Raw genomic sequence first — 20,671 nt, 5'->3', positions numbered from 1 at the left:
AGCTATGGGAGTGAGGGTTAATGCGTTGATTGCATGGGTTCCAACCCTGATTCCATGGGTGCGATGGCTTCGGGGAGGAGCCTGACCTTGCCCGGGTGGGGCAGATGAGGCGAGGCGGGGGCGGTGGGCCCCGGTGCATGGCAAAAATCGGATTGTCTTCCTTTTCAGAAAGCCAATAGGCTTATCCAGGTTTGGACAGCCGTGCCTTTTTGTTGGCCTCCACCTTGCGGGTGGCCGGCGCCAGGCCGGGGATTTCCAGGGTGCTCAGGTCCAGGTGCGTCACGCCCATGCTGCGCAGCAGCAGCAGAAAGTCAGACGCCTTGAACGCACCCCGGCTCTGGCGCGTGGTGAGGTTGTTCGGGGTTTGCTCGATGCCCAGCTCGGTGAGCAGCTCCGACACCTCCTGCCAGCCCCAGCGCTTGTCGTTCTTCGCGGCGGTCAGGGCCTTGCGCACCTGCTCCTTGGCGAGGGTGTGGACATGGTCGCTGTCGCTGCTCATAGGCGCAACTGGCTGCGCACGCGCTTCATTTCGGCGTGCAGTTCGTCGGTGGTGCGGTGCTTGAACTTCTCGGGCAGCAGGCTGCGGCGCGATGCCTCGGAGATGGCCAAAAGCTCCATGTACTCGATCATCAGCGTGTCGCGCGTGGGCATGTAGTCCACCGCAGCCTGCAAAAACACCTCGCGCGTCAGTCGGCCATCGGCGCGCTCGGCCAAGTCGATGGACAGCAGCGTCAGCGCTTCGAGTTCGGCGTTCGAGAACTCGGTGTCTTCCAGCGCGGCCTCCATCCAGCCTGCGCCGGCGCCATCATCTTCGTCATCGTCCTGCGGCGGCTCTTCGATCGCCTTGCCAAAGCGCTTCAGGATCACGCGCACGATGTTCGCGCGCTCGGCCCCGTTCTCGGGGAAGAACAGCGGTATCTTGGTGTCGAAGCGGCCGGGCCGCTTCATGTCGGCATCAAGCTTGTCGGGCCGGTTGGTCATCATGATGAACAGCACCTGGCCCCGGTTGTCGGTGTCCGACATGAACTCCTTGAGCCGCGCCGTGACGCGCGACGAGGTGCCGCCGTCCTCGTCGCCTTCGCCGCCCAGGCTGCGGTCGCCCTCGTCGATGATCAGCGCGATGGGCCCCATGGCCTTCACCATGGCCAGCACCTTCTCCAGGTTGCTCTCGGTCGCGCCCACCCACTTGGAGCGGATGTTCTTGAGCATCACCGCCGGTATGCCGGCCTCGCGCACGAAGGCCTTGGTCACGAAGGTCTTGCCCGAGCCCATGGGCCCCACCACCAGAATGCCCATGGGGATGCGCGCCACGTTGCCCGAGCGGATGGCGGCGGCAATGGCCGCCAGCTCGGCCTTCACCATGGTCATGCCGCCCACGCCTTCGAGACCGAATTTCGGCTCGACGAACTCGATCAGGCCAAAGCACTCCTGCGTCACCAGCTCGCGCTTGCGCGTGCGCAGCAGCGCCGCGATCTCCTCGAAGGCGTTGCCCTTGGCTGGCGCCTTGCTGCCCGGCTGCAGCAGGTGGCGTATCTGCTCGTTGGTCTGCCCGCTGGTCAGCTTGGTCAACTGCTTGGCGCGCGCCTCGGCGTCCTCAGTGCCAGCGATCAGCTCCTTGATCAGGGCCTCGCGCTCGGCATCGTTGGGGGCTTGCGCATTGGCGTCGTTGCCCAGCAGGCCGAACAGCTGTACCAGGCGCAGGCCCGAGGCCTGCTGCGCCAGCCGCGTGACCTGACCGGCATCGAGCGAGCTGTCGGCCATGCGGATGGTGGTTTCGCGCTCGGCCTGGCCGGGCATCGGTATCTCGACGGTGGCGATGCGCGGGTTCGACAGGATCTGCGCGTTCAGCTCGGCCAGCGATTCCACCAGCAAAAACACCACGTTGTCGCTGTCGCCGATCTGTGGGTTGAGTGACCAGCGGTGCAGCTTGGCAATCGCCTGCCGGTCCTGCATGGTCATCATCGACGGGTCGCCCGCCGGGAACAGCGAGCCCGCGTAGTGGATCACCACCGCCGTACCGCTCTCATGCATCAGCGCGGCCTCGATGCCTTCCAGCGGCTCGGCCTCGGCGTCGAACGCACGGCCCGCCAGCGCCTGCGTGCCCGAGGCGATGCTGTGCGAGAGCACGCGTTTTTTCTTGCCCTCCAGCAGCGAGCGGAACAGGTACTGCTCCAGTTCGACGAACTTGCCATCGAGCAGGATGCGGTCGTAGATGTTGCGGTACAGCACGAAGACCGAGGCATCGCCACTCAGGTAGCGCCGGCGCACGGTGTCGACCCAGGCCGGCGTGGCGGGCGTCGCGGTCGTGGCGGGGGAGGAGGGTGTGCTCACAGGATTCCTTGGGCGTGGCGGGCGCGCCGCCCCAGGGCAGCGCGCGGTGGACTGCGGTGGCGGCTGAAGAGCGCTTTACATCTGCTTGGCGCCAGCGCCTTGGGCGCGGGCGGCCTTGAGCTGCGCCAGCTGCGCTTCGGCCGTGGCGCGCGAGGCACCCTTTTGCAGGCCCTTCATGCGCACGTCCAGGTCGGCGCCGCGCAGCTCGTCGCCCAGGTTGGCTTCGGAGATGACGTTGGCGATGTGGCCGCGCACGTTGTCCAGCGCGCGGATCTCGGCGTCCACCGACAGGCCTTCGAGCTGGCTGTGGATCTGGATCTTGGCCTTGGCGCCGGCCAACTTGGCCAGGTTGCGGTCGCGCTCGTCCTCCACGCGCTTGATCTCGCTCTTCATCTCGAGGAGGGCGTCCTTGATCTTCTCGGCCTCGGCCATGGCCGTCTCGGCCTCGGCCGTGAGCTCGGTCACCGACTGGTCGTTGTCGTTCTTCATCTGCAGGATGCTCACCGCCAGGTCGTCCTGGTTGGTGTCCATGGCCTGCTGCAGGTTGGCTTCGAGCTGGGCCTGCTTTTGCTTGGCGTTGTGCAGGCGTGTGGTCACGTCGTCACGCTGGCGAATGATGGCGCCCGCCGCCTTCTTCAGGCGGTCGTAGTTGGCCTTCATGCTGTTGATCGAGTTCTCGTACGCGATCTCGGGGTTGTTTTTCTCGATGCCCGAGACGAACAGCGAGAGAAAGCCCGTGAACAGGTTGCTCAGGCGGCCGAGGAAGTTGGAAGAAGCCATGGTGCAGGTTCCTTGCTTAGCTGTTGTTGACGTTGTCGAAGAAGATGCGGTGGTCCTGGGCGAACGCGGCAAAGCCCTGCTCGACCTGTGCCAGCATGGCCGCGCGCTGCGCGGGGTCGATGAAGTCGAAGGCGGCGTTCACGCCCTGGGTGGCCCACTCGAAGTGGTCGGCCTCCACGGCGCCGCCCTCGCCCGAGTGGATGCCCACCCAGGACAGGGCCTTGTGCTTCGTGCCGCCGATGTCCACCTCGGCGTGGAACAGGCGCTCGGCCAGGCCGCCGCCGGCCTCGCGCAAGGTGGCGCCGATCACGGTGAACTCGCGGTCGGCCAGCAGCTCGCTGCCCAGGTGGTAGCCCATGGCGTGGAAGATGGATGCGAGCGAATCGTCCTGCCCGCCGCCGTAGCCACGCATCACGCCCTGGTTGAGCGCCTTGAGCCAGGCCGGCTCGGCTGCCAGCGCGTTCAGCGTGGCCATGTCGGCCCCCGGCATGGTGGTCTGCACGATGCCCTTGAGGAAGGCCTGCGCCAGGCTGCGGTGCGGGTCGCGCGCGCGGGTGGAGTGGTCGTCGAACTCGTCGCGCGCCGCGTCGAAGATGTAGCTGGCCACCAGCACGTTGCGGTCGGCCGCCGGCAAAAAGGGCTCGGCCGGGTCGGTGAACAAATGGCGCGCGCAGCCGATCTTGCCCGCCAGCGACGCCACGCTGCAGCCGAAGTAGCCGTTCCAGGCGATGTAGCGCGCGAAGAAGCGCACCAGCCGGCCCGGCTCGCCGGAGACGATGGCGGCCTTGAGCGTGGCCTCCATCAGGCGCGTGTACTCGTCGAAATCGACGAGGGTCTGCAGGTGCGATTTCTGTACGGTGGTGGTCGTCATGGAAGGGGTCATTTCATGGCTTGTGCCGTGGGGCGGGGCAGGGGAGCGGCAGCGGCTTTTGCCACGGCGGGGCTCGGCACATGGACGCCGATGGTGTCCAGCTCTTCGCTGATGTCGGCCTCCAGGTTCTCTTCGATCGCCAGGCGGTCCACGCTCTCGCGCAGCCGGGCCGATGCATCGGTGGCCATGGGCATCGACACGGCTTGCTGGAAGACCTCCTCGATGATGTCTGGCATGGAGACCATGGCCGCCTCGATGGCGAACATGCGGCTGCTCAGGCGGCTGCTGCTTTCCATCAGCCGCTGGTAGTCCTTGCGTGCCTGCAGCAACTGGCGGCGTTCGCGCTCGCCGGTGGTCGCTTCCAGCTGCTCTTCCACGCTGCGCAGGCGGTCGGCGATCTCCTTCTTGCTCAGCTGGCTCTGGCGCTCGTTGGCGCTCACGATGGCCAGCCAGCGCGCCAGGTAGTCGCGCGTCACGTCCTTCAGGCGGTCGATGTCCTCCACGCTCAGCGCGCAGGTCTGGCTCTTGACCATGCGCTCCAGCGCGTCAATGCGGTCCAGCGTCTGCAGGTACACGCGCATGCGCTTGGAGCTGGGGTCGCATTCATTGCGGTCGCCCAGTTCCTTGAGCAGGCTGTCCACCTGCGCCTGGTAGCGCAGCGTGGCGTACTTGCGGCGCACCGCGTAGCGGAAGGTCGACATGCCCGGCACGTACAGCAGGGCCAGGCCTTCGACGGCCGCATACGCCGTGCCCACGAAGACGAAGCCAGGCAGCCCGTAGGGGAAGGACATCAGCACCGCCAGCGCAGCAGCGCCCAGCGATGCCGTGACGTTCCACTTGCTGGTCAAAAACTCCTGGATGTACGGGGGTTCTTCCCGTTCGCCCGGGTCGAATTTCATACGCTCAGCGTGATCTGGCCATGGCCCTTCGCGTCGCGCAGCGACGTGAGGATGCGGTCCTGCATGCGCAGGGTCTCGGTGGAGCGTGACCAGGCCTCCGAGCGCGGGTGCTCGGCGTGGATGGCAAAGTCATCGGCAATCTTCGCGGGCTGGGGCGAGAGCACGATCACCCGGTCGCCCAGGGCCAGGGCCTCGCTCACGTCGTGCGTGACGAAGACCACCAGGCACGGGTTGGCCTTGCACAGCGACAGCAGCAGGCGCTGCATCTCCTCGCGGGTCTGCGGGTCCAGCGCGCCAAAGGGCTCGTCCATCAGCAAGATGCGCGGGCGCAGCACCAGGGCACGCGCCAGCGCCACGCGCTGGTTCTGCCCGCCAGACAGTTGCGCCGGGCGCATGGCCTTCTTGTCGGCCAGGCCCACGGCGGCGAGCATGGTGTCCACCCGCTCCTTCACCTCGGCCTGGCTGATGCGCCCTTTCCACAGCTTGAGCGTGAACGGAAAGGCCACGTTGTCCCACACCGTCAGGTCGGGGCGGTTGGCGTACTGCTGGAACACCGTCACCGCATCGTCGTGCTGGTCCAGGCACTCCTGGCCGTCGATATCCACCCGGCCCTGGGTCGGCGTCTTCACGTTGAACGGGCGCACCCCGCCCATCATGCGCATCAGCGTGGACTTGCCGCAGCCCGAGGGGCCCAGCAGCATGTTGATGCTGGGGTTCTCCAGTTGCAGGTCGATGCCGTCAATCACGCGCAGCACGCCCTTGCCGTTGGCGGCAGGGTACTCCTGCACGATGCCGCTCATGTGGATGGAAATGCTTGCAGCGCTCGGGGTCGATGTCATGCTTGGCTTTGTTGTATCAGTTCTTATTGGGGGTGCATGCCTTGGCCGTCAAACGCTCTGTTCCCAGGGGAACATTTTTCGCTTGGCCCAGGTCATCAGGCGGTGCGTGATCAGCGCCAGCGCAATGATGGTGATGATGCCCGCGAACACCTGGTCCATGGCCGAGAAGCGGCGCGCGTTCTGGATCAACTGGCCCAGGCCCTCCTTGGCGTTCACGTACTCGGCCACGGTGATGTAGGTCCACATCACCGAGATGGCGATGATGATGCCGTCCACGATGCGCGGCATGGCCATCGGGATCACCGCGCGGCGGATGCATTCCCACGGCGTGGCGCCCAGGTCGCGTGCGCTGATCCAGTACGACTGCGGCACCGAGCGGATCGCGTCGCGCACCAGCGGTATCAGGTAGACCACCGCGCCCGAGAACAGGAAGACGATCTTCATCTCCTCGCCAATGCCGAACCACATCACCATGATGGGCAGCAGCGCCACGATGGGCGCCGAGCGGAACGGGTCGATCAGCGGCGACAGCGTGGCGTTGATGCGCGGCGATGCCCCCATCAGAATGCCGATGGGCAAACCGATCAGGATCACCAGAATGCCCGCCACCACCAGCCGCCCGCCCGACCACAGCACCGAGGTCAGCAGCAGGCTCTCCTGGCGCACGGGGTCCCACGCCAGGCGTGAGAAGGCCATGGCCACCTCCCACGGTGCAGGCAACCGGTTCGAGTTGACCAGGCCCGATGCGCTCACCAGCGCCCAGGCCACCAGCACCACCACCACGGCGCCCACGCCCAGCATGCGCTGGGTCTGGGGCGAGATCGGATGGCTGGGGTTCCAGAATTGGGCCATCGCCGGCCCCTCAGCGTGCCAGCACGGCGATGCGGGTGGCGCGGTTCATCTGGCGGCAGGTGTCCAGGTCCACTTCCAGCGCGGCGGGGTTGCCTTCATTGCAGATGGGGTTGTTCGAGCCATTGCCCACCACCTTGAAGCGCGCGGCCGGAATCTCCCACTGCGTCACCACGTACTTGGTCACCGCATCGGCCCGCGCCTTCGACAGGCGCTGGTTGGCCTGCGCACTGCCGGTCGAATCGGTGTTGCCCGAAATCTCGAAATACGCCGAGCCATTGCTGTTGATGAAGGGCACCACCTGGGTGTCGATCACTTCCTGCGCCTTCTTGGTCAACTCGGCCTGGCCCACGGGGAAGTTCACGCTCACCGGCTTGGTCAGCGCGGCGGGGCGAGTTTCGGCCTTTTGCATGCCGGCCGTGTCGAAGGTGAACTCGGGCTTGGCGGCGGCGGCGCGCGCGGCCTGGTTGTCCTTGAGCAGGGCGTTGATGAAGCGGTAGTCGAACGAGTTCTGCGGCGAGACCACGGGCGAATTCGGGTTGGCCAGCGAGCCGGCGGCGCGGTAGATCGCGTCGAACTCGCGGTACACGCGCTCGTAGTGGTTGGTGTCGCCCGCCAGGCCCAGAATGCGGGCGTTGTCGTCCAGCCCCGTCCATACCAGGTTGGAGAACAGGCTCGAGATGAAGGGCATCCCCTCCTTCTTGGCCAGTTGGTCGAAGAAGGGCTCGGTGCGCACCAGCGCTTCGGCGGCGCCGGCCGGGTTGGCGCGGGCGGCGGTCACGCCGTCCATCCAGCCCTTGACGAAGCCCTGGAAGGCCTGCTGGCTGGCAGGGTCCTGCAGCATTTTCTGGTTGCAGACCATCACGTCGTAGATCAGATTGGTGGCCACCTTGGTGGAGTACACCACGCGCGCGCCAGGGGTGGCCTTGACGGCCAGCGACAGGTCCGGGTCCCACAGCACGGCGGCGTCCACGCTGCCGGCAGCGAACGCGGCGCGCACGCCGGGTGTGCCCTCGTCGGCGTTGATGTAGACCACGCGGTCGAGCACGTTGGCCTTTTGCTTGGCGCTCAGGCTCGAGTTGTTGATGGCGTTGATGAACAGGCCGTGCGAAGGCGTGTACTTGAGCAGCGCCACCTTCTTGCCCACCAGGTCCTCGATGCGCTTGATGTCCGGGTCGCGGGCGATCACGGCGTCGGCACCCTGGGTGTTGTCCACGATCATGATGGCGCGGCCATCGAGCTTGGTGTTGATCAGGTTGGGCTGCTCCTGCGCCCAGAAGTCCGAGGTGCGCCAGGCGCACTGCGCCGTGTTGCTCTCGAAGATGGTGGTCAGCGTCGGGATATCGTCCTGGATGATGAACTCCACGTTCACCCCGGCCTTCTGGAAGATCGAGCCTGGCTGCGTCTTCAGGCTGTTGCCGTTGGCCACCAGGGCCGGCGCATAGCCGTGAAAGCTCACGATGCTGACCTTGAGCGGGTTGCCGGCCGAGCCCAGCGCACCGCCCTTGGGCGCCGCCACGGCGGGGGCAGACGGCGTGTTGCCGGCCACCACCGCGGGCGCGGTTGTGCTGCCCTGCGGGCTGCTGCTGCCGGCCGGGGCCGACGCCTCGGTGTTGCCCAGCTTGTCCTGCACCCACATCTTGCCGCCCATGTTCCACAGGACGGATCCCGCAGCCCCCACGACGATGACCGCGATCAGCGCCTTACCCATGCCAGTCAATTGCATTGCCAACTCCTACTTTATTTTTGAACCTGTGATTGGCCCGAGAACGTGATCACGATCTGCCCCAGGCGGTTCATTTCTGCATCCAGCCGGGCGGATTCCCTCTCCCCGGCCTCCTGATTTGTCCTGGCCGCCGCTCGCACATCGGCCGTCTGCTGCGCGGCGCGCGCCACGCCCCGGTCCAGCAGCTCTGTCAGCTCGGCAATCTGCTTGCGCACCTGGGCGCTCTTGTCCTGTTCTTCGGCCTGGATGGCAGCGATCTCGCGGTCCGCATTTTGCAGTGCGGAAGCCACTTGCTGCGCAATCTTTTGCTTGGCGATGGCCAGCGCCTTGACCTTGCGTTGCGCGTCCAGCACGGAATCGTCCACCGTCCAGGTCTCGTCGGCGTCGTCCATGGCCTTGATGGCCTGCTTGCGCACCTCCATCGGCATGCTTTCCAGCCCCGCCATCAGCTTGAGCAGCTTTTCGGCGCTGTAGGACACGGTGGGCACGTTGGCCTCTCGGTACAGGTCGGCAAAATCCTTTTGCTCGGCCACCACACTCTGCTCGGGCGCCAGCGCGGGTTGCTGCTGCGCGGCGGGCGCGGGCGCAGGTTCGGGCTCCGCCTCGGGCTCGGGGTAGGCCTCGGTGGGCGTGTACCGGGTGGTGTCCTCCTCCGGGTCGAGCGTCACAAGACCGGTGGCCGCCAACATTTTGCTGAATTTTGTGCGCATTGGATTCCTTGCAAAGGATCAATGTAACGTACCGCACTGTACGTCAGGTTGCATGGGTGCAAGTTGCGAACTTGTGTGGCCGAAGCACAACCCGCCCCAGAGGGAAAATGTTCGCCGGCGGACTGTCCCCCTTTTCCATCGGTGTTGCATGGGTTTCTCTTGCAAAGCGGTCCACACCGGGCCCTGGAAACAAAAAAGCCCCCGGTGGTCAGCCGGGGGCTTGGTTGATTGGGGCGAGCCGGATCAGTGGGCTTCTGCCTGGCGCGCTGCGTTCACGGCAGCGCTGGTGTCCTTGCTGGCGCCGTTGAAAAATACATTCAGCGCCACGGCCGTGATTGAGGCCAGCAAAATGCCCGATTCGATCAGCGGATGGATGGCATGCGGCATCCACTGTCGAAAGCTCGGCGCGATCAGCGGGATCATGCCCACGCCGATGGATACGGCGACGATCATCGCGTTGAAGCGGTTGGTCTTGAAATCCACCCCGCCCAGGATGCGGATGCCCGTGGCCGCCACCATGCCGAACATCACCAGCCCCGCACCGCCCAGCACCATGGTGGGCAGCGACTCCACCAGCGCCGCCATCTTGGGCAGCACGCCCAGGATGATCAGGATCACGCCGCCAGCCACGCAGACAAAGCGGCTCTTCACGCCCGTCACCGCCACCAGCCCCACGTTCTGCGAGAAGCTGGTGTACGGGAAGGTGTTGAACACACCGCCCAGCAACGTGCCCAGGCCATCGGTGCGCAGGCCCCGCGTCAGGGCGGCCTGGTCGATCTTGCGGTCGGTCATCTCGCCCAGCGCCAAAAACATGCCGGTCGACTCGATCATCACCACCACCATCACCAGCGTCATGGTCAAAATCAGGATGGGGTCGAACACCGGCAACGCGATCTCGAACGGAAGCACCAGGTCGAACCAGTCGGCCTTGCCCACCTTCTCGAACGACATCATGCCCATGGCGGCAGCGGCCACCGCCCCGATCACAATGCCCAGCAGCACCGAGATGTTGGCGATGAAGCCCTTGGCAAACTTGGCGATCAGCAAGATGGACACCAGCACCAGCGCCGAAATGCCCACGCCCGTCAGGTCTGCATAGCGCGGGTTGGGCACCGTGGGCACCACCGCAAAGCCCTTGGGCACGGGCGGCAGCGACGAGCCGGGCGCCCCGGCGGCCGACTGCGCCTCGGTCAGCCATTTGATGTGGTCGGGGTTCACCACGTTGGGCGCTGTGGGCCCCACGGGGTTGCCAAAGATCCAGTTGATGCCCACGCGCATCAGGCTGATGCCGATGACCGCGATGATGGTGCCCGTGACCACCGGCGGAAAAAACCGCAGCATGCGGCTGACCATGGGCGCGATGAGGATCGATATCACCCCCGCCCCGATCACCGAGCCAAAGATCAGCCCCGCCCCCGCCGTGCCGCTGGTGCTCTGCGCCATGGACACCATCGGCGCCACCGAGGCAAAGGTCACCCCCATCATCACCGGCAGCTGGATGCCGAACCAGCGTGTGGCGCCCAGCGCCTGGATCAGCGTGACCAGGCCACAGACGAACAGATCGGCCGAAATCAGCTTGGCCACCTGGTCGGGCGTGAGGTTCAGCGCCCGGCCCACGATCAGCGGCACCGCCACCGCCCCGGCATACATCACCAGCACATGCTGCAGCCCCAGCGCCCCCAGGCGCGCTATGGGCAGTTGTTCATCCACAGGGTGCACGGACGGTTGCATGGCAAAGCTCCTTCGGGTGGGTCGGTCTGTCGGGTGTCGTTGGAATGCGGACGGCGCACGCCATAACGTGTACAGCCATCCATACAAAAAGTGTATACACGATATGGCGGCAACCTTATCCCGGTAAACCCTAGGGCAGCGCAAAGCCAAGCCCATTGCGCACCGCGCACGCTGCGTTGAGCGGTCTGCGTTGTTGCAAATGCTCGCCATAGCTCCACTATGGCTGCGCTTTGCGCCTAGCAGCCCATCTCAAATCAGCGCACGCACCATCGCAAAGACTCGGCTTTGCGCTGCCCGAGGAAGTCGCAGACTCTGCAGTCGTTGGGGGAAGATCAGGCCAGCAAGGCCTTGACGAGGTCGAGCTGCCGGTCCGGCCGCCCGGTGTCCAGCGCCAGATTCGCCTCGATGCGCTGCAGGTGCTCCGTCATGCTGGCTACGGCGGCCTGCACGTTGCCGCCTTTGCACAGCGCCAGAAAGTCGGCATGCTCCTCGGACGAGCAGTGCGGGTCGTTCGACGAGTCGTACAGCATGGCGATCAGCGAGCTGCGGGCTACCAGGTCGCGCACCAGCTGCGCCAGGGTCTGGTTGCCGGCCGCCTCGGCCAGCACCACGTGAAAGTCGCCCAGCAGCTTCTCGCGCACCCGGCCGGTGGTCGTGCTCTCTCGCAGCGCCGCCCGCTCAAAGCGGATGTGCTGCTCCAGCATCTGGTAGTCGGCCGGCGTGGCGCTGGCGATGAACAGGCGCACCACCTCGGCCTCGAGCACGCGGCGCACGCTGAACACCTCGCGCGCCTCCTGCACGCTGGGCCGGCTCACAAAGGCGCCCTTGTCGGGGATGATCTCGATCAGCTTGTCCTTGGACAGCATCACCAGCGCCGCACGTATCTTGGTGCGGCTCACGGTGTACACGCGGCCCAGCGCCTCCTCGCGCAGCCAGGTGCCCGGGGGCAGGCGCTTTTCGACGATGGCGGTGGCCAGGTCCTGCGCAATGCTCTCGGTGGAGGCCAGGCGCCCGTCCGCCGCTGCCGCTTCGGGCGCTGGTTCGGCAGCAGGCGTCAGGTCGGCGGGAAGGGCTGTGGGGCTCGTACGGGCGCGGGGCATGGTGGCCGATTGTGGCCTGATTGGCCGGGCTGCAGTGCAGCAGGCCTCAGGCGGCGCGGGATATGCGGGCTGGCGGCACCGCCGCCATGGGCGCCAGCGCAAACCCCGCCAATGCCCCGGCCATGGCCTTGGGCAGCGGCCGCGCCAGCTCGCCGTGCTTGCTCGTGCGCAGGCCCAGCAGCACCAATGATTCGACCATCGACGTGGCAGCCGCCACGCCGTCGATCACCGGCACGCCCAGCGTGTGGCTGATGTGCTCGCACAGATCGGCCATGCCCGCGCAGCCCAGCACCAGGGTGTCGCAGCCGTCCTCGGCCAGCGCGCGGCGGCATTCGTCGGTGATGCGTTCGCGCGCGTTCGAGCCCGGCACCTCCAGCTCCAGCACCGGCAGCTCGCAGGCGCGCACGTTGGCGCAAAAGCGCTGCATGCCGTAGATCTCGGCCAGGTGCCAGGCCTGGCCCATGGTGCGGCCCAGCGTGGTCACCACTGAAAAGCGAGAGCCCACCATGCTGGCCAGGTGCATGGCCGCCTCGGCAATGCCCACCACCGGGCCGCGCGCCAGCTCGCGCGCGGGCTTCAGGCCCGGGTCGCCAAAGCAGGCGATCACATAGCCGTCCATCCCCTCGCGCTCGCCCGCTGCAATCTCCTGCAGCAGGCCGGGCACGGCCAGCGCCTCGTCGTAATGGCTCTCGATGGAGGCCGGGCCCATGGCGGGGCTCACCGCCACCACCTCGGTGCCCGGCCGCGCCACGGCGCGCGCGCAGGCACCGATCTTCTCGGTCATGCTCCAGGTGGTGTTGGGGTTGATGATCTTGATGCGCACGGGCTCAGCTCTTTCGGTTCAATGCAAGGTAGATGACGAAGCCCAGGCCCATGCCGATGAACCAGGCGTAGTTGGCGGCCGGCCGCAGCACGGGCACCATCACGCACAGGATGGGCACAAGGGCCGATGGGATCAGCGTCCAGATCGCGCGCGGGTTGTAGCCCTTGCTGTACCAGTAGGCGCCGCGGCTGTTCATGGTGTACAGCTCGTCCACCAGCACCTGCTGGCGCCGCACGAAGTAGTAGTCGGCAATCAGGATGCCGAACAGCGGCCCGATGAACGAGCCCAGCACGTCCAGCGTGTAGTGGATCACCTCGGGGTTGGCGTACAGGTTCCACGGCGTGATGAAGATCGAGCCCACCGCGGCGATCATGCCGCCCGTGCGCCAGCTGATGTGCTGCGGCGCCACGTTCGAAAAGTCGAACGCTGGCGACACGAAGTTGGCCACGATGTTGATGCCCACCGTGGCGATCATGAAGGTCAGCGCGCCCAGCACCACCGCCGTGGTGCTGTCGATCTTGCTCACGGTGTGCACCGGGTCGGTGATCAGCTCGCCAAACACCGGCAGCGTGGCCGCCGTGGTCACCACCGTCAGCAGCGAGAAGAACACGAAGTTGATGGGCAGGCCCCAGAAGTTGCCCTTCTTCACTGCATCAAAGCTCTTGCCGTAGCGCGAGAAGTCGCCAAAGTTGAGCATCGGCCCGCTGAAATAGCTCACCACCAGCGCAATCGCCGAGAGCATCACCGGCAGCGCATCCCAGCCCTGAAACTTCACGCCCCCCAGGTTCAGGTCGATGTTCTTCCAACCCGCCTTCCATACCAGCCAGCCGCACAGCACGGCCATCACCACATACACCGCCGGGCCCGCCCAGTCGATGAACTTGCGGATCGCCTCCATGCCGTGCCAGAACACCAGCGCCTGCAGCACCCACATCACCATGAACGCCAGCCACCCCAGGCTCGACAGCCCTGCAAACCCGTGCTGCGCCACATCGGCATACGGCGCCAGGTTCGGAAAGAAGTGCAGCGCCAGCAGCAAGAAGGCCCCCGACGCCAGATAGGTCTGTATGCCGTACCACGCCACCGCGATCAACCCTCGGATGATGGCCGGTATGTTCGCCCCCAGCACCCCGAACGATGCCCGGCAGATCACCGGGTAGGGCGTGCCCGTCACCTGGCTGGGCTTGGCCACCAGGTTGCAGAAGAACTGCACGATGACGATGCCCACCAGCAGCGCCACCAGCACCTGCCAGCTCGACAGGCCCAGCGCGAACAGGCTGCCCGCCGTGATGTAGCCGCCCACGCTGTGCACGTCGGACATCCAGAACGCGAAAATGTTGTACTGCCCCCAGGTCTGGCGCTTCAGGGGCGCCAGGTCTTCATTAGTCAGGCGCGGGTCGTAGCCCGGCTTGATCAGGGCGTTGTCATGGTGCGGCCCGGCGGGCGCTGTGCCCCCGGCCAGAGGGGTGCTGCTGACGGCTGTGTTCACGGGTGTCTCCTCGTGTGGAAAAGGACGGGTTCCAGACATCTGCGGCCTGGTTGAAAGTTGCACCCTATATTTGTATACAAAAAATGGATGCAATAAAACACCGTCTGAACGGGAAATGCCTGGGGTTTACCCGTGGGTGTTTCGCAGCGCCCAAAACAAAGCCGCCCGGGCCTTGACGGCCGGGGCGGCAATGAGAGAAGGGGAAAAGGCGAGAGGGCGGTTCAGCCGTCCGTGCCAGCCCGAGGGCCCGCCAGCGGTGTCAGCGAATCGCGCAGCCGGTCGCGTACCAGCGGCTGCCCTGGGTTCAGGGCCGCTTCCACATGGCCGATGTGCGCCAGCAGCCGCTCGCGCGCCAGGGCCGTGTCGCCGGCTTCCAGCGCCTCGACGATGGACTCGTGCTCGGCGCACGACTGGCTGGCCTCGTGCCGCGACTGGTAGAGCGATGCCGCCAGCGTGGTGCGAGCCGTCAGGTCGCGCAGTATGTCGCTCAGGCTGCGGTGGCCCATGCTCTCGGCCAGGCAGACGTGAAAGTCGGCCAGCAAAAAGGCGCGCGTCGCCGCGTCCGCCCCTTCGATGGCCAGTTGCTCCTCGGCAATGTGGGCGCGCAGCCGCGGCGTCACCGACTGCAGCGGCCGCCCCGCGTCGGCCAATATGCCCGACTCGATGATGCGCCGAGCCGAGAACGCGTCGCGCGCGTCCTCCACCGTGGGCTCCACCACGTACCAGCCCCGGCGCGGGCGCACCTCCACAAAACCGCGCGCCTGCAACTGCATCAGCGCCTCGCGCACCAGGGTGCGGCTCACGCCGAACAGGTCGGCCAGCTCCTGCTCGCCCAGGCGCTCGCCGGGGGCGAGCTTCTGGGCCAGGATGGATTCCACCACCTGTTGTGCGATCTGGGTCTGGCTGATGCTCATGGGCGTGGTGGTCGTCAGTAGGGCGAGGCCGGCAGGCGGGCCCGGTTGGGCGCGGGGGAGGCTTCGAGGGTGAAGCCCGCCACCGTGCGCGACAGGTGGTGGGCCTGGTCGTTGAGCACTGCCGATGCGGCGGTGGATTCTTCGACCAAGGCTGCATTTTGCTGTGTCGCGCGGTCCATCTCTGCAACCGCCTGGTTGATCTGGCCGATGCCGGCACTCTGCTCGGTCATGGATCCATTGATTTCGCCCACGATCTGCGCCACGCGCTGGATGCTGTGCACGATCTCGTCCATGGTCTGGCCTGCCGCGCGCACACGCTGCGTGCCCGTGGCCACGCTGGCGCCCGAGGTGTTGATCAGCGCGCGCACCTCCTGCGCCGCCGTGGCGCTGCGGTGCGCCAGGCTGCGCACCTCGCTGGCCACCACGGCAAAGCCCCGGCCGTTCTCGCCGGCGCGCGCTGCCTCCACCGCAGCGTTCAGCGCCAGAATGTTGGTCTGAAAGGCGATGGAGTCGATCACGCCGATGATCTCGCCAATGCGGGCGGATGCGCTGGAGATCTCGTCCATGGTGCTCACCGCGCCGGCCACCACCTCGCCACCGCGCGTGGCGGCGGCACTGGCCGCGCGCGCCAGCTGCGCCGCCTGCGCGGCGGCATCGGCCGACTGCTGCACGGTGGCCGTCAGTTGCGACAGCGAGGCAGATGTCTCCTGCAGGTTGCTGGCCGAGGTCTCGGTTCGGTGCGACAGGTCGTGGTTGCCGGCCTTGATCTCGTCGGTGGCCGTCTTCATCGACTCCACGCCCTGGCGCACGTCCAGCAGCACCGCACCGATCTTGTCCACGAAGGCGTTGAACGACGAGGCGATCTGCGCCACCTCGTCGCGCCCGGTCACAGGCAGGCGGTGGGTCAGGTCGCCGCCGCCGGAGCCGATCTCGTCCATCGCATCGCGCACCTGCGACAGGCGCCGAAACGACTGCGCCGTGAGCAGCGCGCACGCCCCGGCCGCCAGCAGCGCCAGCAGCACCGTGGCAATGGCCGATGCGCGCAGCACGCTGGCCAGCCCCGCCGTGGCCTCGGCCTTGTCCAGCGCCACCACCAAAAACCAGTCCGTGCCCGGCACGGGCAGGGCGCGCAGCAGCTTGGCCGCACCCCCCAGGTCCACCTCCAGCGCATGGGCGGCGCCCGGCAGCGCCGCCACCACTGCGGGGGTGAGGGCGGGCGACAGCTCCGACGCAGGCTTGAGCATGCGCTGCGCATCGGGGTGGGCCAGCACCAGCCCGTCCTTGTCGATCACCATACCCAGGCTGCTGGGCGTGGGGTGCACGGCAGCCACCACCTCCTGCACGCCCTTGAGTGGCACGGCCCCGCTCACCGCGCCCTGCGCCGCCCCATCGCGCACGATGGGCGCCGCGAACGACACGAAGGGTTCGCCCGTTGAGGCATCGCCATAGGGCTTGGTGACCACCAGCTTGCCGGCCGCCACTGCGCTTTTGTACCAGGGGCGTGCCGTGGGGTCGTAGGTGGGAGGCGTGGTGGCGCTGCTGGACACCCAGCGCTTGTCCTGCCAGCCCGCCGTGGTGACGGGGAAGCCGCCCGCCTTGTTCATGTGCAGCACGATGCCCTGCGGGTCGCCGGGCTCCACCGCAGCGGCAGTGGCCTGCACGGCCATGGCCTTGGCGGCCACCCATTTCTCGATGGCCAGCGTGTTGCCCGAGGCAATGGCCGCCAGGTTGTCCTCGATGGTCTGCAGCGTGGCCGAGCGCACGATGGAATAGGTGGCTGCCCCCGTCAACGCCAGGGCGGCAGTGACGGCGACCGTGGTGATGAGCAGGATGCGGGTGCGAAGCGAGGTGATCATGGGGGGTGCTTCTGGCGGTGGATGGGAGGCGTGCCTTGATTCAGGCCGGGTGAAAGAGGGGGCGCATACGGATTTGCCTTCAATCGGATAGCTAGGCGGGGAGCCGCAGACAGTGCTGTGGCACGGCAAGGCGACCCAACGACGCTATACGTTTGAAGGCAAATCCGTATCAGCCCTTGGTGTCGCGGAACATGTCGGGGGACAGACTGTGCTTGAACCACTGCATGGCATTCACCATCAGCGCCTGCGACGACCTGGCCTGCACCAAAAAGGCATCCACCCGGGCCAGCAGGCGCGGCTCGCGCTTGCGCACCCCTATGTGGCAGGGGCTTTGCCGCAGCACGGCCAGGCGGCGAATGCGCTCGCGCAGGGCCGTGTCGGGTATCGATTCGGCCACCACGTTGCCGGCTGCAAAGGCGTCGACGGCGTGGCGCACATAGGCATCGAGCAGCGGGGCCGAGCTGTCGAACAGCACGGGCGTGGCCTGCGGCACCTGGGCCTTGAGCTCGGCTTCCTCCAGGCTGCCGCGCACCACGCCCACGCGCCGGCCCTTGAGCGCAGCGGCGGCATCTGCAGCGCCCGGGGCAGCGGCTTCGCCGAAGACGCCAATGTAGGTCGGCGCATACGCGGCAGAAAAATCGATATCGCGCTCGCGCTCGGCCGTCTTGCCCAGGCTGGCGATGATGATGTCCACCCGGTCTTCCAGCAGTGCCGCCATGCGGTCACCGCTGGCCACGGGCAAGGTCTTCAGGGCCACCCGCAGGTCGGCCGCCAGCATGCGCGCCACGGCAATGTCGAAGCCGTCCAGCACACCATTGCGCGTAAAGCCGAACGGCGGAAAATCCTGCGGCACTGCCACGCGCAGCACCTTGCTACGCAAGATGCGGTCGAGCTGGTCCGCCGGTGCGGCGCTGCCCTGTGCCAGGGCCGCACTGCCCCAGCCCAGGCTGCCCAGGCCGGTAGCGGCAGCGCCTGTCAGCACCAACTGGCGGCGGTTCAGGGAATGATGGCGCGGCTGCACGCTCACTCCTTGAGCGATTCGACGGCCTTGCCGTCCAGCACCGCATGGGCGCGCTCGCGGTCAATATCGCCCTCCCACGCGGCCACGGCCACCGTGGCCACGCAGTTGCCGATCAGGTTGCCCAGGGCCCGGGCAATGCCCATGAACCAGTCCACCGACAGCACCAGCACCAGCCCGATGGCCGGGATGGCCGGTATCGCCTGCAGCGTGGCCGCCAGCACCACGATGGCCGAGCCCGGCACCCCGTGCGCGCCCTTCGAGGTAACCAGCGATATCGCCAGAATCGTCAGCAGATCCGCCATCGAGATCGGCGTGTTGGTCGCCTGCGCAATGAACACCGCCGCCAGCGTGATGTAGATCGAAAACGCATCCAGGTTGAACGAATACCCCGTAGGGATCACCAGCCCCACCGTCGAATCGCGAATGCCCATGTGCTTGAGCTTGGCCATGATCTGCGGCAGCACGCTGTCCGACGAGGTGGTGGCAAACACCACCGCCAGCTCCTCGCGCAGGTAGCGCAGCAGCTTGAACAGACTGAAGCCCGACACCCGCATGATGGTGCCCAGCACCACCACCACGAAGATCGCCACCGCCGCATAGAACAGCACCACCAGCATGCCCAACTGCTTGAGCGAGCCAATGCCGTACTTGCCCACGGTGAAAGCAATCGCACCCAGCACGCCCAGCGGCGCCAGCTTGATGATGATGCCCATGGTCTTGAACAGTACGTGCGAGAGGTCCTCGATCAGCACCGTGACCCGCGCCCCGCGCTCACCCAGCATCGCCAGCGCGCAGCCGAACACGATGGAGAACAGCAGCACCTGCAGCACGTCGCCATTGGCAAACGCGCTGACCGCCGTGTTGGGTATCAGCTTGAGCAGAAAGTCCGTGAACCCGCCCCCCGTGAGCTTGCCCGCGTTCTCCACATAGGCGCCCATGGCCTTGGGGTCCAGCGCCTTGGGATCGATGTTCATGCCCACCCCAGGCTCGAACACAAAGGCCAGCACCAGGCCCAGCACCAGCGCAATGCTGGTCACCACCTCGAAGTAGACCAGCGCCTTGATGCCCACCCGGCCCACCCGCTTCAGGTCCCCCGTGCCCGCGATGCCATGCACCACCACGCAGAACACGATCAGTGGGATCAGCATCTTGATCAGCTTGATGAACCCGTCGCCCAGGGGCTTCAGGGCCACGGCGGTATCGGGCCACACCAGGCCCACCACCACGCCGGCTATGAGGGCCAGGATCACCTGGCCAAAAAGGGATTTGAAAAACCGCAGCATGCCCCGTCTCCTTCAGTTGTGTCTTGAAAGCAAATCTTGCATACAAGAAATGTAGGCAAGTTGGGAGCTGGGCGTATCAGGGTATGCCCGTAGCTGATCCCCTGTGAGGTGCAGCGGAATCTTGCTGCCAAACTCCGAGCAATTTTCTGAATTTGAATGCCTTGCCAGATTTGCGACACCACCTGTCCAAACGATGTTTCAAAGTGAGGTCTCCTTAATTTCAATAGAGACATCAAATGTTTTGGATTGCTGCTTTGGGCGCTACCCTTTCCTGGATGCTGATCAAACTCGGCGTGATGTCAGCAACTGTGGGCTTTCTGAGCTTGGCATTGAAGCTGCTGCTTGTTCTGGTGGTTGGGGCGGTCTTGGTCTGGAGTTGGACACGGCTTCGCAGCAAGGCATAGAGTGCAAATTTCATTCGGGTGGTAGACGCGCTGTTCGTGTATCGTGCGCGGCACGTTGGCAGCAGACCGAGGCAAAATTTCCGCAATGGATCAGGTGGCTTCTAAAACAAGGAATGGGGCGGAATGGCAAACGGCCAACATGACACGATCGCGTATCGTTTGTCGCAGATACTGATCAAGCTCAATCAGGCTGAAAAGCTTGATCCTGAGGATCTCGCACAGGAGTTCGGTGTCCATGTAAGGACCATCCAACGCGACCTGCGCGTACGACTTGCATACCTGCCTCTCACCAAGATTCAGGGCCGGTACCAGCTCAGCCCAGCTTACTTGGGAAAACTCAACTACAACGACATCGAGCGCTTCGCGGCCCTGGCTGGGGTGAAAGGACTTTTCCCGTCCCTGTCGGCAGAATCTCTCAGAAGTATCTTTGACAAGGCGATTGCTGTACCTTGGCTTGTCAAAGGCCATCACTATGAAGATCTGAGTGAGAGCCAGCCAATCTTTCGGCAGCTTGAAGCCGCAGTGATGGAGTCCCGCTTGCTCGACTTCGAGATGGCGGTGGCCGGAGTGCCGAAGGCCTACAAGGCCGTTGCGCCCTACCGCCTGCTCAATCTCAAAGGCATTTGGTACCTCGCAGCCGTTGACCAAGGAAAGTACAAGACTTTTGGGATCGGCAAGATGCTGCACGTGTTGGTCACCGAAAGCTCTTTCCACAAAGACCCGGCCTTGGAAATCACCATCGCGAAACAGGAGGGGGCTTGGCATTCCGAAGACAGCCATGAGGTCATGCTTTCAGTCGCCGCCCCTGTGGCCAGTTACTTCAAGCGCAGGCAGTTAGTGCCGAATCAAATAGTCAAATTGGAAAGCAGTGATGGGTCTTTGCAGATCAGCACTACCGTTGGACACCCAACGCAAATTCTTCCGATCATTCGATATTGGCTACCGCACATTCGGATTGTCAATCCCGCACCTTGGCAAGAGAGCCTTGAGCGAGAACTTGAGGAATATCTGGCTGCTTGCCGCGAATGCAGAACGAAGTAAGAAC

At 65.6% G+C, this 20,671-nt stretch carries 19 protein-coding genes; 2 read left to right on the top strand and 17 right to left on the bottom strand.

The features are described 5' to 3' along the window. Positions 1–181 precede the first annotated feature (181 nt). The 17 genes from ASE28_RS04015 to ASE28_RS03935 all read right to left on the bottom strand — a co-directional run bounded on the left by ASE28_RS04015 (position 182) and on the right by ASE28_RS03935 (position 19,222). The gene (locus ASE28_RS04015; RefSeq protein ID WP_057201453.1) at positions 182–499 is read right to left on the bottom strand and encodes a DUF6471 domain-containing protein; all 318 of its coding nucleotides are present in this window, start codon (positions 497–499) and stop codon (positions 182–184) included. Further along, entirely contained in the window at positions 496–2,331 is a 1,836-nt protein-coding gene (locus tag ASE28_RS04010; RefSeq protein ID WP_057264846.1) for an ATP-binding protein, read from the bottom strand. The genes ASE28_RS04015 and ASE28_RS04010 overlap by 4 nt, the downstream gene beginning before the upstream one ends. A gap of 75 nt (positions 2,332–2,406) precedes the next feature. Then, on the bottom strand, positions 2,407–3,111 hold the full coding sequence (locus tag ASE28_RS04005; protein ID WP_007861927.1) for a PspA/IM30 family protein: 705 nt from the start codon (positions 3,109–3,111) through the stop codon (positions 2,407–2,409). 16 nt (positions 3,112–3,127) lie between these two features. Beyond that, positions 3,128–3,982, bottom strand: a complete 855-nt coding sequence (locus tag ASE28_RS04000; RefSeq protein ID WP_057264844.1) for a hypothetical protein — start codon at positions 3,980–3,982, stop codon at positions 3,128–3,130. A gap of 8 nt (positions 3,983–3,990) precedes the next feature. Then, positions 3,991–4,881 carry a hypothetical protein gene (locus ASE28_RS03995; RefSeq protein ID WP_057264842.1) on the bottom strand — a complete coding sequence of 297 codons (891 nt, stop codon included), beginning with the start codon at positions 4,879–4,881 and terminating at the stop codon, positions 3,991–3,993. Beyond that, positions 4,878–5,720 (bottom strand): ABC transporter ATP-binding protein, encoded by an 843-nt coding sequence (locus tag ASE28_RS03990; protein ID WP_057264840.1) that lies wholly within the window; start codon positions 5,718–5,720, stop codon positions 4,878–4,880. Before ASE28_RS03990 ends, ASE28_RS03995 begins: the two co-directional genes overlap by 4 nt. Positions 5,721–5,768: 48 nt before the next feature. After that, complete coding sequence (locus tag ASE28_RS03985; protein ID WP_057201447.1) at positions 5,769–6,572, bottom strand: ABC transporter permease; 804 nt, start codon at positions 6,570–6,572, stop codon at positions 5,769–5,771. Positions 6,573–6,582: 10 nt separating this feature from the next. Next, a complete protein-coding gene (locus ASE28_RS03980) occupies positions 6,583–8,295 on the bottom strand; it encodes a phosphate ABC transporter substrate-binding/OmpA family protein (RefSeq protein ID WP_057264838.1) in 1,713 nt (570 codons plus the stop codon). 14 nt (positions 8,296–8,309) lie between these two features. Continuing rightward, positions 8,310–8,984: a hypothetical protein gene (locus tag ASE28_RS03975; RefSeq protein ID WP_157421854.1), complete on the bottom strand. Its 675-nt coding sequence runs from the start codon at positions 8,982–8,984 to the stop codon at positions 8,310–8,312. Between the two features lie 264 nt (positions 8,985–9,248). After that, positions 9,249–10,736 carry a nucleobase:cation symporter-2 family protein gene (locus ASE28_RS03970; protein ID WP_057201444.1) on the bottom strand — a complete coding sequence of 496 codons (1,488 nt, stop codon included), beginning with the start codon at positions 10,734–10,736 and terminating at the stop codon, positions 9,249–9,251. Positions 10,737–11,068: 332 nt separating this feature from the next. Further along, entirely contained in the window at positions 11,069–11,836 is a 768-nt protein-coding gene (locus ASE28_RS03965) for a GntR family transcriptional regulator (protein WP_057201443.1), read from the bottom strand. A gap of 46 nt (positions 11,837–11,882) precedes the next feature. Then, positions 11,883–12,659, bottom strand: coding sequence for an aspartate/glutamate racemase family protein (locus tag ASE28_RS03960; RefSeq protein ID WP_057201442.1), 777 nt, complete (start codon positions 12,657–12,659; stop codon positions 11,883–11,885). Positions 12,660–12,663: 4 nt separating this feature from the next. Continuing rightward, entirely contained in the window at positions 12,664–14,148 is a 1,485-nt protein-coding gene (locus ASE28_RS03955; RefSeq protein ID WP_057201441.1) for an NCS1 family nucleobase:cation symporter-1, read from the bottom strand. A 221-nt stretch (positions 14,149–14,369) separates the two neighbouring features. Further along, a complete protein-coding gene (locus tag ASE28_RS03950) occupies positions 14,370–15,062 on the bottom strand; it encodes a GntR family transcriptional regulator (protein WP_057201440.1) in 693 nt (230 codons plus the stop codon). A 14-nt stretch (positions 15,063–15,076) separates the two neighbouring features. Then, positions 15,077–16,918, bottom strand: a complete 1,842-nt coding sequence (locus tag ASE28_RS03945; protein ID WP_057264834.1) for a methyl-accepting chemotaxis protein — start codon at positions 16,916–16,918, stop codon at positions 15,077–15,079. A gap of 169 nt (positions 16,919–17,087) precedes the next feature. Beyond that, positions 17,088–17,939: a transporter substrate-binding domain-containing protein gene (locus ASE28_RS03940; protein WP_057264832.1), complete on the bottom strand. Its 852-nt coding sequence runs from the start codon at positions 17,937–17,939 to the stop codon at positions 17,088–17,090. Between the two features lie 2 nt (positions 17,940–17,941). After that, positions 17,942–19,222 carry a C4-dicarboxylate transporter DctA gene (locus tag ASE28_RS03935; RefSeq protein WP_057264830.1) on the bottom strand — a complete coding sequence of 427 codons (1,281 nt, stop codon included), beginning with the start codon at positions 19,220–19,222 and terminating at the stop codon, positions 17,942–17,944. A gap of 121 nt (positions 19,223–19,343) precedes the next feature. Between ASE28_RS03935 and ASE28_RS31845 the strand changes: the two genes are divergently transcribed. Both ASE28_RS31845 and ASE28_RS03930 read left to right on the top strand, forming a co-directional pair. Then, complete coding sequence (locus ASE28_RS31845; protein ID WP_157421853.1) at positions 19,344–19,769, top strand: hypothetical protein; 426 nt, start codon at positions 19,344–19,346, stop codon at positions 19,767–19,769. After that, on the top strand, positions 19,750–20,667 hold the full coding sequence (locus tag ASE28_RS03930) for a YafY family protein (protein WP_057264829.1): 918 nt from the start codon (positions 19,750–19,752) through the stop codon (positions 20,665–20,667). Before ASE28_RS31845 ends, ASE28_RS03930 begins: the two co-directional genes overlap by 20 nt. Positions 20,668–20,671 lie beyond the last annotated feature (4 nt).

This window comes from Acidovorax sp. Root219 (genome assembly GCF_001428665.1).
GTDB lineage: Bacteria > Pseudomonadota > Gammaproteobacteria > Burkholderiales > Burkholderiaceae_C > Acidovorax.
This window is presented reverse-complemented; position numbering and strand designations above follow the sequence as displayed.

Bases quoted from the DNA above. Each gene is read 5' to 3' on its own strand.
- ASE28_RS04015 (WP_057201453.1), bottom strand. From the start codon at position 499: ATGAGCAGCGACAGCGACCATGTCCACACCCTCGCCAAGGAGCAGGTG.
- ASE28_RS04005 (WP_007861927.1), bottom strand. From the start codon at position 3,111: ATGGCTTCTTCCAACTTCCTCGGCCGCCTGAGCAACCTGTTCACGGGC.
- ASE28_RS04000 (WP_057264844.1), bottom strand. From the start codon at position 3,982: ATGACGACCACCACCGTACAGAAATCGCACCTGCAGACCCTCGTCGAT.
- ASE28_RS03995 (WP_057264842.1), bottom strand. From the start codon at position 4,881: ATGAAATTCGACCCGGGCGAACGGGAAGAACCCCCGTACATCCAGGAG.
- ASE28_RS03990 (WP_057264840.1), bottom strand. From the start codon at position 5,720: ATGACATCGACCCCGAGCGCTGCAAGCATTTCCATCCACATGAGCGGC.
- ASE28_RS03985 (WP_057201447.1), bottom strand. From the start codon at position 6,572: ATGGCCCAATTCTGGAACCCCAGCCATCCGATCTCGCCCCAGACCCAG.
- ASE28_RS03980 (WP_057264838.1), bottom strand. From the start codon at position 8,295: ATGCAATTGACTGGCATGGGTAAGGCGCTGATCGCGGTCATCGTCGTG.
- ASE28_RS03975 (WP_157421854.1), bottom strand. From the start codon at position 8,984: ATGTTGGCGGCCACCGGTCTTGTGACGCTCGACCCGGAGGAGGACACC.
- ASE28_RS03970 (WP_057201444.1), bottom strand. From the start codon at position 10,736: ATGCAACCGTCCGTGCACCCTGTGGATGAACAACTGCCCATAGCGCGC.
- ASE28_RS03965 (WP_057201443.1), bottom strand. From the start codon at position 11,836: ATGCCCCGCGCCCGTACGAGCCCCACAGCCCTTCCCGCCGACCTGACG.
- ASE28_RS03950 (WP_057201440.1), bottom strand. From the start codon at position 15,062: ATGAGCATCAGCCAGACCCAGATCGCACAACAGGTGGTGGAATCCATC.
- ASE28_RS03945 (WP_057264834.1), bottom strand. From the start codon at position 16,918: ATGATCACCTCGCTTCGCACCCGCATCCTGCTCATCACCACGGTCGCC.
- ASE28_RS03935 (WP_057264830.1), bottom strand. From the start codon at position 19,222: ATGCTGCGGTTTTTCAAATCCCTTTTTGGCCAGGTGATCCTGGCCCTC.
- ASE28_RS03930 (WP_057264829.1), top strand. From the start codon at position 19,750: ATGGCAAACGGCCAACATGACACGATCGCGTATCGTTTGTCGCAGATA.